This window comes from Laspinema sp. D2d (assembly GCF_025370755.1).
Taxonomy (GTDB): Bacteria; Cyanobacteriota; Cyanobacteriia; order Cyanobacteriales; family Laspinemataceae; genus Laspinema.
In genome coordinates this window covers 116,090-129,035 of the sequence record NZ_JAMXFC010000014.1, presented here as the reverse complement: position 1 = coordinate 129,035, position 12,946 = coordinate 116,090, and the positions used below count along the sequence as shown (strand labels likewise).

The window sequence follows — 12,946 nt, the reverse complement described above, 5'->3', positions numbered from 1 at the left end:
TTTAGGCGCGGGAAATCAACGCGATCGCGCCGAACGAACGATAGAGAATTGAATAGCGATAGGAGAAAAGATGCTTAGTCACCCTTGTCTTGATATGACCGGATTTTTGGAGTTTTGTCATCTTCCTCAAGAGGTAAATTAAGACAAATGGGGTTATGCCTCAATTGTGGGAACGACTAAGGCTCAAGCAAAAGGACTGTGAATTTTTCGGCTCAAAATGTCGCGACAAAAAATGGAAGTTTGGCCCAGTTAGGCTAAACTTCCATTTTTACGGTTAAGTGATAGCGGGGTTGCGATCGCTTCGGGATGCGATCGCCGAAAAACTCTATCTAAACCCGAGTTACTTACAAAACTTGCGCCCTCAGCCATGCTAGAGGCAAAGAGATCATCTTGCGAAAACGGGGAACGACCGCCCGCTGACGAAATACATCGTATTCGTTGCGCTCGATCGCATCGAGAATTTGGCTGTAAAGCATCGTCGCGGACCAGACGGGCCACCGCGCATCGGGATTCAGGGCAAGAATGCCCTTTTCTGCCTTGACATAGAACTTGCGGGCGCGTTGAATTTGGAAACGCATCAGTTGCTCCCATCGCTCATCGACGACCCCGTTCAAAAGGTCCTCTTCGGTGTAGTCAAACAAAGCCAGTTCTTCCAGAGGCAGATAAATCCGACCTCGACGCGCATCTTCCCCCACATCCCGCAGGATATTGGTCAGTTGATTCGCAATGCCGAGGGCGACTGCCTCCTCTGATGGATCCGACGGTTCGTCAGTCTCCCAAGGGGAGGACCGGACCACGGGCGCAATTCCCATCACCGGCAGGGACATCAAGCCCACGGTACCGGCTACCCGGTAACAGTACAGCTCAAGGTCCTCAAAGGTTTGATAGCGACTGCGGTACAGATCCATGCGCTGCCCGGAAATCATATCCCGAAAGGGCTGGATATCCAGGGAAAAGCGTTCCACGGTATCCACCATCGCCACATCCGTATCTTCGATCGGAGTTCCAGCAAAGATCGATTCGAGGTAACCCTCCCACAGATCTAAGGTTTCTGGGGTGGTAAACCGCGCCCCAGGACCATCCACCAATTCATCTGTGCGACGGCACCAAGCGTAGATCGCCCAAATAGCCCGCCGTTTCGCTTCTGGCATCAACAGCGTACCCAGGTAAAAGGTGCGGGCATATTTCGCTGTAATTTGGCGACAGAGCTCATAAGCGTCGTCTAAGGAAGCCAGCGTTTTCATGCGTGGTTGTTCGGACAGTTGCAGCATTGGTTGCAAGCGGGGAGCGTCTTTAGATGCCAGAATTCTGGGTTGGGAATTCAGGGATTTTGAGTTGTAGGCCACTACTAATATCTAAATTCTAAAATTATTAATTCTGGGACTGACGGCTCGCAATGGCCTGCGCTGTCAGCTTACCAGAAAGTACGGCTCCTTCCATACTGGCAAGATAACGTTGCATGGTGTAATCGCCCGTCAGATAGAAATTGGGGATCGGTGTGATTTGGGAGGGACGGTAATTTTGGCGTCCGGGAGTTGCTTTGTACACCGACCTCGGCGTCTTGACGACGTGATATTTTAATAATTTAGCCGGTTTGTTACCACAAAAGCGATCGGGAAAGAGATTTTCCAGTTCTTTCAGGGTGGCGGTGACAATTTCTTCATCAGTTTTAGAAATCCAGTCCTTCGCCGGTGCGAGGACTAATTCCAACATGGAGCGATCGGGATTGGCATATTCCCGACAGGTGTTGCTCATGTCCGCATAGACGCTCAGTAAGGGCGATCGCGAAAAGAGCAAGTGATCAATATCCGTGAGTTTACAGTCAAACCACAGATGCACGTTAATCACCGGCACCCCTTCTAACTCCTTGAGTTGCTGGAAATATTCCATTTCCCACCAGGATGGCGGTAACATCACTTTTAAAGGGTCCACGGGCATTGCCGAGACGTAAATATCTGCGGTCAAGACTTCCGAAGGTTGTCCCTCCAAGCCTCGGACTTCAAAGCCCCGGACTGCACCTTGTTCATCGAGCAAAAACTCTTTAATCGGTGCGTTTAACCGGACTTCACCGCCGCGATCGGTAATGTAATCCACCATCGGTTGACAGAGCCGTTCTGTCGGGGATCCATCTAAAAAGGCCATTTTTGACCCGTTTTTTTCTTGCAAAAACCGATTCAGGGCGGTTAGCAAAATGGTGGCGGAAATTTCATCGGGGTTGATGAAGTTGAGCGCTTTGGACATGGCAATGAAGACTTCTTTTTCTACCCGAGGTGGGATTTTTTTCAGTTTCAGCCATTCGGAGAAGGAATATTTATCCATCTCTTCGACATATTTCTGCCCTTGTACCATTGCTGGGATCAGGCCGATGCCAAACTGAATTTTCTCCGGCCAGGTTAGCATATCGTTATTGCCCAAGATTGCCATCACCCCATTGAGAGGGGCGGGCAGGTCCGGGAAATCAAACCGGGAGTAGGTTCCCGGGGCCTCCGGCTGGTTAAAGATCATGGTATGTTCTTTCCATTGCAGCCGGTCTTCGATGCCTAATTCTCCAAAGAGTTGCAACATATTGGGATAGGCACCAAAAAAAATGTGCAGCCCGGTTTCGTACCAGTCCCCGTCTGCATCTTTCCATGCTGCTACTTTCCCCCCAAGGACGTCCCGGCGTTCCAGGACTATGGGGGTATGACCCATGTCAGTCAGATATTTCGCGCAGGAAAGTCCTGCTAAACCCGCTCCTGCGATCGCCACGCGCATTGGTTAATAATCCCCTCGTTGAGATTCTTTAAGATAGTGTTAAGTTTTTTGAGTTGCCTCTCATTATACCTTTGCAAACTGTTACATTTTCTTTTTTCACGGCCTTTTTGCAAAATAAAGTTGGGCCATCCCTTGGGCGATCGCCGATCGCACCCTCTAATCCCCTCGGGTAAACAGGATAACTTCTTGTTAGGGAGTGCCAACAGTCTTTTTCCCAGTGCGCCACCCCGGGTTTTATCTTTTAAAATCACAGCTTGACAATTCTATCTTGTTAAAATGTTATGGAATAGAGCCGGGACATTTTCTCTCTAAAGGTAGAGGCGATTCGCTTGCTTGCCTCTACCTTGAGGACTCGCTCAAAAATGATCGGGAAGTTCGGGAACAGCTAAAATCCTGACTGACCTCTCGTTTATGGCCCTAAAATCAATGATATAATCAGCGATTGATTCTGTTTAGTGATGTCATGAGGCGGAAATTTGACCCAATAAAAGTGAATGGGTCCAAACAACTCAGGTTTAAGCAGTCCAGGCAATTTCGAGGTCCGATTCTATGAACCCCTGAGAACAGGAGTCTTGACTCTGTGTTCAACAGAATTTTGCGATCGCACTGAGCTTGGCCCGTGCGATGATAGAGATCCTTTGGGTTTTTACCAACCCTAATGTAAAAAAGCGATCGCAAATCGGCAGAGGTTTGCTCAAGCCAGTTCTAGCCGCTCGATTCCCACCCAAACGGTCTAGTTCCCCGCTAGTCCGGTTGTCAAACGGAATCCGGTTAGAACCAAGGCTGATCTAGTATCAGCACCCTCCCCAGTATGGATGCCCTACCCAGGGCGAATTCCATGTCAGTTCCAAAGTTCACGAAATGGTGCATCCTCTTAATAGACCCGTCAGGTTTGGATAAATTAGAGCAATATAGAGCAATATAAAGGAGTAGCGATCGGGACAATCTCATGACAGACCATTTATGACCCTAGAGAATAACCATTATTATCAATTTGTTAAGTTTTATGGGTTTACTCTTAATAATTCACTCACCTTGCCAACAGCATCTTGGCATTAAAAGAACGATGAATTATACGCCAAACCTTTAGAACCAGAAATTACGGAGGGAGCGATGAGTATAATTCTAATTGTGGATGATAGCGGTACGGTACGCGAAATGGTATCGGACATTTTGAAAAAAAGCGGGTTGGAAGTGATTGAAGCATCCGACGGAGTAGAAGCCAAAGAACAAATTCAGGCCAAGCCTCCAGATTTAGTCGTCACCGATATTGTCATGCCCAGAATGAACGGTTATGAACTCTGTCGGTGGTTAAAAAACGACCCGAAAGCTCAGAATATTCCCGTTATCATGTGTACCAGCAAAAGTCAAGAGTTTGATCGGTATTGGGGTATGAAACAAGGCGCGGATGCCTACATCACGAAACCCTTTCGTCCCGCCGAACTGATTCAAACCATTAAACAACTCCTGCGCTGATCCGATCAGGGGGAGGTGTTCAAAGTGTGGAGTAGCGGTCAAGTAACCGATGCCCTCGCCTGTTCGAGGGCCGGACCCTATGTTTTGTACAGTTTCACACTCGCAGAGGGAGTGGGGTCTTAAATGGATGAACCGGCCCATCTTTTGCAGTAATTTTGTCAAGAAATTGGGTTTCTAACTGTTACTGTACTGATGCTTTAGAGTTTAAGGAGCGGCGCGATCGCGGTTCGATGGTGTGCGGATCAACCTGATACTGCGCTGCCGCCGCAGACATCGGCAGTTTTAGCAACTCTGGATTTTCCAGTTGTCTCGGGACCGAGGGCGAAATCGGCACTATCCCTAACACCCGGATAATCTCTGCGGCAACCGCTTTCGCTAAGAGTGGGGGAACAGAATTTCCAATTTGGCGGAATCCGTGCCATTTCGTGACATGGAAACGAAACCAATCCGGGTAAGAGTGCAGACGCGCCGCCTCCCGAACGGTTATACAACGGGGTTCAAAGGGATGAATAGGACGAGGGGAAGTATAAGCACCTCGATTACTGGGGGTTCCGGCTCTTAATGTATTACATAATCCTTGGGGATCTAGCTTGTGAAAGCGGCTGACTGGTTCGGATTTGCCGGGAAGGGTGGCTTTGAAGCGGTCGATCGCCGGTTGGGTGTGCTGGGTGCGATGGTTGCCGGTGAGAATGCTGCGATCGCACTTCCGGGGATAGGCATAATTGTGAGAAGGTTCAGAAAATTCCTGCATCTGAATTCCATAAGCACTTGCGGGTTGGTATTGGTAGGAAATCCAATCGCGATCGCATAATTCCGCATACTGTTCTACCCTCGGCAAATCTTGAATCGCCTCCCAAACCGTTGGCGTTGGGGTTAGATCCGATAACTGGCGTAACTTCTTGCATCCCGGAGGATGGGTAATTGGGGTGGGATAGTTTGGTAAAGACAATCCCTCGCGACATCCGATTAAAAAGAGCCGTTCTCGATTTTGGGGAACGCCATAATAAGCCGAGTTAAGCACTTGATAGGGAGTCAGAACCTGATAACCAGAGTCATGAAATTTATCAATAACTTCTTCTAAAAGCTGTTTATGGGGACCGATGGTTAATCCCCGAACATTTTCCATTACAAAATACTTTGGTTGGAGTTCAGTCACGAGGCGGATGAAGTGAAACACCAGGGAATTGCGCGGGTCATCTAAAGCGCGTTTACCCATCAGGGAAAAGCCTTGACAGGGGGGACCTCCACAAACTACATCAATCTCGCGGCTGCCTATTTCCGACTGGGTTCTAATCTCTTCCCCAGTTGCCTCTACCACACTTCTGCACAAGACTTTCCATTTTGGGAAATTATATTCGTGAGTAGCACAATGGATCGGGTCAATTTCCACCGCTGCGAGGACGTCAAAACCCGCCTGTTCAAATCCGAGGGTCATCCCGCCTGCACCAGCAAATAAATCTACAGCGATCGGTCTAGTTTGGGGGTTCATAAATGAGACGGGTCCTGCGGAATCCTGGGCGAATGAGGTGTTATTGTACCATGATTTTGAGCTAGATTCAGGGTGCTTGGGGACCTAAAACAAACTCGCCTCGCGCTTCTTTTTCCGCCAGTTCTCTATTCAATTGCAACAATTTTTCTAAAATATCATTGGTTGTTTGAAAGCCATAGGCTTCCATCACGAGTTTATCGAGTTCGGCGTGGAGTTTAGATAATTGGCTGGTCGGTTCGGCAAAGAATTTATTATACAATTGAGTGATTCCCCATTGTTTCGATTCCATTTGTTCAGTACGATAGTCATGGAGTTTTTGGGTGATTTCACGAATGGAAGTTACTTGTTTGGTATCAGGATTTTGGGGGAAGGGGAAGGTTTCAAAGCAGGTATTGTGAGTGTAGCGCGTATCGCCTTTCAGGGTTGAACTTTGAGCATTGACCCAGACGCGATGTATCTTGGCAGTTAAAATTCCCAGAATGTAGAAATCATCGGAGGCGACAACAACATTCAGATCCCCAGGTAGCCAAGTTAAAGGTGCAGGGAGAAAAATCGCCCATTTTGATACTCGGGGAACCGTGAAGTAATGGGAGAGAGTGGCGATCGCATTTCTCATTTCAGGGCGATGGCGTAGGAATCTCCACCAGTATGTTCTCGATTTTGCATCTCTATTCTTATCCCGTTCTGGCTTAACGGTTGATTCAATATGTTGAAATGGTAAACTATAATTGCTGGCTTCTTCAATTGTCATCTCATTAAAATCAATAATCCAACGATCGGGTTTACCTTGGGGATTCTTAGCCAAATTTGACCCCATTGAAAACAGTTTGAGAACTTCTTTATTTTTGGGTTCAGCTTGAATCCAGGTTTTGACTTGTTGTTCAGTGACAATAAAGCCTTTTCCCACAGGAATTACCCCTTGAAAGCAGCAATTTTTATTAATATTGAGTCTAGCTGCTTGGGAAACATCTAAGGTGGATTGCAAGGAAGAGTTAATAGAAAACACAAGGGTATTATTTAAATAATATTGATTGGGTTTTTCTTTAGCCCAGTTTACTAAACTCACATGAACTTTTGCGTCACCAGACCAAGGTTGAGAGGAAATAGCCTCGTGAATATAACCCCTATTTTGGATAATATAGTCTAAAGTTGCTACCCGACTTTTTCCCTGACTTACTGAATTTGTTGCTACTAATCCCGCCCTCCCATTCTCCTCTATACCATCATGGGCTAACCTGAACCAGTAGGCACAAAAATCAACAGAATCTTTAACATTTGAAAAGCGAGCAAAAACCCGATCCATATAGTCATCGCCCAGATTGATTCTTAACTGTTTGCCGCCTAAAAAGGGTGGATTTCCGATAATAGCATTAACCTTCGGCCATTGGTTAAATAAAGCATCTTGGCAGACGATATTTTTATCTAAGGTATCCAGGGGTAGAGGGTCTTCGGTCAATCCAAACTTATCGATCGCCACCTTGCGGGCAATTGCGAGGGTCACCCTTGCCAACTCCACCGCAAACGGATTGGTATCCATGCCATAAAACTGTAATGGCGTTACAAAGCCCATTTCTAATTGTTCCCGAGGAGACTTGCGACGGCTGGCTATTTTTTCAAGTAATACCTGTTCGATGCGCTTCAATTCTTGATAAGCAATATAGAGAAAATTACCGGAACCACAAGCCGGATCAAGAACGCGATAGCTTTGCAATTCCATCTGTAAGCCATTCAGTTCTGGAATGGTAGTAGCTGCTTCGATTCGGTCCTCCCAATACCGGCTAATAGTCGGGCGGACAATCTTCATGATATCCGCTTCTGAGGTGTAGTGAATTCCGTAGGTATGACGTTCGGTTTCATTCACGGAACCCTCGAAAATATTGCCAAAAATGGCAGGTCTAACTTGACTCCAATCTTCCCTCGCTGAAACATCCAAAAATTGTAACTCTTCCCGAGTTAATTCAATGGGATGAATGACCGAAAACAAGCCGCCATTAAAATAATCCACCCCTTTATATCGTCCTGCGCCGGTGATGCCCGGTGTATTCATCTCTCGGAATAACCCGCCGAGAATGTCGTAAGAACTTACCCCATTCAAGCAGTCTTGCACAGAAGAAATAAATAAATCACGGGGTAACAGTCCTCTATCTTCTGCAAACATAGCTAACACACATTGCAGAATAAATCGTTGCGCGACTGATTCAGTAAATCCGCGACGGGTTCTGGTTTTTTTGAGTTCTATAAATAACTCTCCTAAGCGTCGGGCGGCGCGTTCGGTGACTTCAACTTGATTGTTATTAAAAACCGGGGTTCGGTTCTCTAATTCCATGAAGGTGAACGCCCCGGCGCGTTCCGGTAATTGTTGTAAATTGATGATATCGATGGGAGTATCGAGTTGGATATCAAAATCAAAAATCCAAAACTCATCAAAGTTACAGAGGATGACATACCGGGGGCGATCGGGAACTAAGCGAGTCCAATAATCAAACGCTTGGGAATAATGTTTTTGAAGCTTTTCTCCCCGTTTTTTCATCTCAATCAAAACCCGAGGTTTCCATACCAAATCGGCAAAGCCAGTTTTCCCCGTTTTGCTCCCTTTTTTAACTCTTTCCTCATAACTGGCACCGGCTTCTAATGCCCCTTCGTGACCAAATGCCCGAAAGAAACGGTCTAAAAAGACTTGTGCCTCTCCCTTCTCGTCGCCTTTGATATGTTGCTGACAATAGGTGATAAAGGTATGAAGTTTTTGGACACAATTTGACATGGTTTAAAGCTGGGTGGACGTCAGATAGGGTTTCGGGCTACTCTGTGATAGATTATCCCATAAATTGGACCAAAATACTCGGTGTAGGAGCGCGATCGCCCTCAGTTTTAATAAGATAAACTTACAAAATAGCAGCATCAGGGTCCAAGGTGGGATAAATCGTAGTATTAATTTTTTTCCGGGAGTTGGTAACTTGAGAATAACGGAAAGTTTCCACTTGCTTAATCCCCCCCGCTAGTTGTTTGACGTTAAAATCTACGTTGAACTCTTCAAGCGGTTGAGTGGAACAGAGTTGTGCGATAATCGCTTCATCCAGTAGGGTGAACCGGAAACAGAGGGGAACAGATAAAGTATTTTGAAATCGAAAATCTTTGTATCCATAAACCACAGTAGCATCGGAACCTAACGGGGCAAAGCGGGTTTCTTCGGTGTAGATATCTTGGGAATGGGGATGGCGTTCTAGGGCGTTTAAACCGGCTTTGAGGATTAAAATATACAAGAGTCCAGGGATCTGACATAAACCCCCGCCAAAATCATATTTCAGTTGATTGTTGACGATCGCCCGACTTTCTAGGTATCCCTTTCGTTGGCTGGGTTCTCCAACTAAATGCCAAAATGAAAAGATTTGACCTGGGTGGATGGGGACATTTTCAAGGCAGGCGATCGCTGTGGCTAAATTATGCTTTTTATTTTGTAAATAGCTATTATTGGGGATGATTTGGCGAATGGTAATTTGAAATTCAAAGAAATCTAAATTTTCTGGAGACAAGGGGGGTGATTTGACCAACTTCCCTAGGTTACCCGTGAGCAAATCAGCCGTGTATCGCTGAGTCAGTTTTCCTTTTCGCTTGAGAGAAGGGGGAATATTTTCCTTAATTTTTTTAAAAAGCTGTGCATTTACCAGACCCGGAAAAAACTTGAGCAAATTTCCTTTCATTGTTTTAAAAACCTAAAAAACAGGAGAATAGATAGCGTAAAAAACTATTGGTAGCCGGAAAATTAGACTCCATCTCTATCTGGGAAAATAACTCCTATGATCTCTTTGAGAACCCGGATAAAAAAGAGGCAACGCCGAGATTAGGGAAATCCCGACGCCGCCGCCCTCTGGGGAATATGCGACTGGATAGACCAAGGGTCTAAACTTTTCAAAGCTTAATCCAGACTCCCGCAATCCCGAAATAGACTAACAAGTTTTCAGGTCCGGACTGTTGCATTCCCATCGCTTCACCAAGGTAACGCGGACCCGGGGGGTAGAATCGCGACGGAGAATTTTGATTTTTGCCCTGAGTTCTAATTCACTCAGGACACATTTGACTTGAGTTAAGGTCAATCCCGACAATTTAGCCAACTCTTGTGGGGCGATCGCATCTTGTTGCTTCAGGGCTGCAAGTACCGCCCGAATATGTTCGGGCCGGGGTTCTAGGCGAAAATATCCAAACGACGACATTTTCCAACTCCTGGGAATAATGCGTTAACGTCGATTCATGGCTGCCCTTCTTCCAGCTATCCCTCCTGAATCAACCCACAATGGGTCATCAACCGTACCCTGTGTACGGCATCCAGGAGAAGAACCGGGAAGCGGTAAGCCTCGCCCCTCACACCATCAATCTTTCTACTGACCTGCCAACCCCCTCCACCGAGGCGATCGGCAATACTCCTCAATCTCTAGTTTAGCCTCCCGAATCCGACTCCCGACCAAAAGTCAACTTACTCACCCTAGAAAAAGCCGATATTCTTCAGAAGTTAGTACAGGATGCAATCCGGCGTGAACAAACGGGGGTTCGGGTCCGTTCTCTCTAACCGAACTCCCCCAAAATAAAATCTTCTTGGAGAGAACCCCCAACTCCCCTTGAAAAGGGACACTTTGGCAATGGATTGGGTTAAGGAAGGGGAGGGCTTGGGGTTTTCCCAGCCATCGGAGAAGAGAGTTGCGCGGACTGAGGCTAAAACCCCTACAGTGCTGACGCAAGATAGAATAAAGTCAGAAAGCAAGATCCTGAGTATTGCAACTTAGGGTTAACTGTTATGTCGCCACTATTCGTGGCGATCGCTTCTTGTAAAAAGTTCCAACGAGCTAACCAACCCGAAATCAGTTTAATTGTTAATCCAAGCAGTAAAACACGAGAGGTGGAGAAAACAGCATGGGCAAAGTAGTCGGCATTGACCTGGGGACAACTAACTCAGTGGTCGCAGTAATGGAGGGAGGCAAGCCGGTGGTGATTGCCAATGCAGAAGGAACGCGGACAACTCCCTCCGTGGTCGGTTTTAGCAAAGAAGGGGAACAGCTAATCGGGCAAATGGCCCGACGGCAAGCCGTGCTCAATCCCCAAAATACTTTTTATGCCATCAAGCGGTTCATGGGCCGTCGCTATGGGGAACTTTCCCCAGACTCCAAGCGCGTTCCCTACACCATCCGCCGGGATGAAGAGGACAACATCAAAATCAAATGTCCTCGCCTGAAAAAAGATTTCTCCCCGGAAGAAGTCTCAGCGATGATTTTGCGGAAACTGGTAGACGAAGCCAGCCGCTATTTGGGAGAACCCGTAACCGGCGCAGTGATTACGGTTCCAGCTTATTTTAACGATGCCCAAAGACAAGCCACGCGCAACGCCGGACGGATTGCCGGGATAGATGTTAAGCGGATCATCAATGAACCGACAGCCGCCTCATTAGCCTATGGCTTTGATCAGCTTGATTACAAAACCATTCTCGTCTTTGACTTAGGGGGTGGAACCTTTGACGTTTCCATCCTGGAGGTGGGGGATGGAGTGTTTGAGGTCAAGTCTACCGCTGGGGATACCCAGTTGGGCGGTAATGATTTTGATAAGAAAATTGTAGATTGGCTGGCGGAGCAATTTCTCGCCGCAGAAGATGTGGATTTGCGGCGCGATCGCCAGAGTTTACAGCGGTTGATTGAAGCCGCAGAAAAAGCCAAAATTGAACTCTCGGGCGTACAAGTCACCGATGTTAACCTACCCTTTATCACCGCCACGGCAGAAGGACCGAAACACCTCGAAACCAAACTGACGCGATCGCAATTTGAAGCCCTCTGCGGCGACCTCATTCGCCGACTTCGGATCCCCCTCAAGCGGGCATTCACCGACGCAGGAATGACCCCCGCCCAAATCGATGAAGTCGTCCTCGTCGGCGGTTCCACCCGCATTCCCCTCGTCAAAGAACTGGTCCGCAGCATCATTGATCGTGAACCCAATGAAAACGTTAACCCCGATGAAGTCGTCGCCGTAGGGGCCGCCATCCAAGCCGGAATTCTCGCCGGAGAAATCCGGGATGTCCTCTTATTAGACGTCACTCCCCTTTCTGTGGGACTAGAAACCATCGGTGGGGTGATGAAAAAATTAATTCCCCGCAACACGACCATTCCCGTGCGACGTTCTGATATCTTTTCCACATCAGAGAATAATCAAACCGTCGTAGAAATTCATATTGTCCAGGGAGAACGGGAAATGGTTGCGGACAATAAATCCTTGGGACGGTTTAAATTGACCGGAATTCCACCCGCACCTCGGGGAGTTCCCCAAATTCAAGTATCCTTTGATGTGGATGCCAATGGAATTTTGCAGGTAACCGCCTTAGACCGCATGACCGGGCGTGAGCAGAGTGTCGTGATTCAGGGGGCATCCACCCTCAGCGAATCGGAAGTCATGCGGATGATTCAGGAGGCGGATGAATATGCCCAAGTCGATCGCGAACGCCGGGAACGCGTCGAAAAACGCAACCGAGTCGAGGCATTAGCCTATCAAGCGGAACGGCAACTCAGAGAGGCCACCTTGGATTATGGGATCCAATTTGTCGCCCCCCATCGCGGACGGATCGAAACCGCCATCCGCGATCTGCGCCAGAGTTTAGAACGGGGGGATGAACGGGGAATCGACTTAGCCCAGTCTGACCTTCAAGATGCAGTCTACGAACTGAACCGGGAAATCTATCGGCGCACTCAAGAGACGGAAGAGGAAGAGAGTATCTTTGGCTCAATCCGTCGGGCGTTTACCGACGACCGACCGGAACGAGACTCGGTTAAAGATGATTTCTTCGAGACTGCCTATCGGCAACCGCGAGAAATTTATCCAGGAGACAGTCGTGGACCCCAATCCCGAGACCTGTATTCTGGAGACAGTCGCGGACCCCAATCCCGGGACCTGTATTCTGGAGACAGTCGCGGACCCCAATCCCGAGAAATCTATCCCGGAGACAGTCGCGGACCCCAATCCCGAGAAATCTATCCCGGAGACAGTCGCGGACCCCGACGCCGGGGACGGTCCTCAGTCCCGGGGAAAAGTAGCCCAAACCGTTACAATAATCCCTACCAGGATGAAGATTGGGATGACGATGATGAAGAGTGGTTGTAAAATCAAGCGTGCACGAACGATTTTGGATTGCAATCGCGCTTTGGTGAGGGTAAGGGGGGTTCGGTAGGGTCCCCTCGCGCCGTGGCAGCGGCAACCCAA

Annotated in this window: 10 protein-coding genes; 3 read left to right on the top strand and 7 right to left on the bottom strand. The window is 47.8% G+C overall.

Translation table 11 applies throughout. The features are described from left to right. Window positions 1-344 precede the first annotated feature (344 nt). The 3 genes from crtB to NG796_RS11965 all read right to left on the bottom strand — a co-directional run bounded on the left by crtB (window position 345) and on the right by NG796_RS11965 (window position 3,005). A complete protein-coding gene (gene crtB, locus NG796_RS11975; RefSeq protein WP_261206959.1) occupies window positions 345-1,271 on the bottom strand; it encodes a 15-cis-phytoene synthase CrtB in 927 nt (308 codons plus the stop codon). Between the two features lie 100 nt (window positions 1,272-1,371). Next, window positions 1,372-2,754, bottom strand: a complete 1,383-nt coding sequence (pds, locus tag NG796_RS11970; RefSeq protein ID WP_261206957.1) for a 15-cis-phytoene desaturase — start codon at window positions 2,752-2,754, stop codon at window positions 1,372-1,374. Then, window positions 2,724-3,005: a hypothetical protein gene (locus NG796_RS11965; RefSeq protein WP_261206955.1), complete on the bottom strand. Its 282-nt coding sequence runs from the start codon at window positions 3,003-3,005 to the stop codon at window positions 2,724-2,726. The genes pds and NG796_RS11965 overlap by 31 nt, the downstream gene beginning before the upstream one ends. An 862-nt stretch (window positions 3,006-3,867) precedes the next feature. On the opposite strand from NG796_RS11965, the gene NG796_RS11960 reads away from it, so the two are divergent. Further along, a complete protein-coding gene (locus NG796_RS11960; protein ID WP_015147588.1) occupies window positions 3,868-4,230 on the top strand; it encodes a response regulator transcription factor in 363 nt (120 codons plus the stop codon). 181 nt (window positions 4,231-4,411) lie between these two features. Here NG796_RS11960 and NG796_RS11955 read toward each other — a convergent pair whose 3' ends face one another. The 4 genes from NG796_RS11955 to NG796_RS11940 all read right to left on the bottom strand — a co-directional run bounded on the left by NG796_RS11955 (window position 4,412) and on the right by NG796_RS11940 (window position 9,927). Then, window positions 4,412-5,719: a DNA cytosine methyltransferase gene (locus NG796_RS11955; protein WP_261206952.1), complete on the bottom strand. Its 1,308-nt coding sequence runs from the start codon at window positions 5,717-5,719 to the stop codon at window positions 4,412-4,414. 67 nt (window positions 5,720-5,786) lie between these two features. Next, the gene (locus NG796_RS11950; RefSeq protein ID WP_261206949.1) at window positions 5,787-8,480 is read right to left on the bottom strand and encodes a DNA methyltransferase; all 2,694 of its coding nucleotides are present in this window, start codon (window positions 8,478-8,480) and stop codon (window positions 5,787-5,789) included. Between the two features lie 121 nt (window positions 8,481-8,601). Next, entirely contained in the window at window positions 8,602-9,417 is an 816-nt protein-coding gene (locus tag NG796_RS11945; protein WP_261206947.1) for a VanW family protein, read from the bottom strand. Window positions 9,418-9,663: 246 nt separating this feature from the next. Further along, on the bottom strand, window positions 9,664-9,927 hold the full coding sequence (locus tag NG796_RS11940) for a hypothetical protein (RefSeq protein ID WP_261206946.1): 264 nt from the start codon (window positions 9,925-9,927) through the stop codon (window positions 9,664-9,666). Between the two features lie 80 nt (window positions 9,928-10,007). On the opposite strand from NG796_RS11940, the gene NG796_RS11935 reads away from it, so the two are divergent. Both NG796_RS11935 and dnaK read left to right on the top strand, forming a co-directional pair. Further along, entirely contained in the window at window positions 10,008-10,154 is a 147-nt protein-coding gene (locus NG796_RS11935) for a hypothetical protein (RefSeq protein ID WP_261206944.1), read from the top strand. Between the two features lie 467 nt (window positions 10,155-10,621). Further along, complete coding sequence (dnaK, locus tag NG796_RS11930; RefSeq protein WP_261206942.1) at window positions 10,622-12,847, top strand: molecular chaperone DnaK; 2,226 nt, start codon at window positions 10,622-10,624, stop codon at window positions 12,845-12,847. Window positions 12,848-12,946 lie beyond the last annotated feature (99 nt).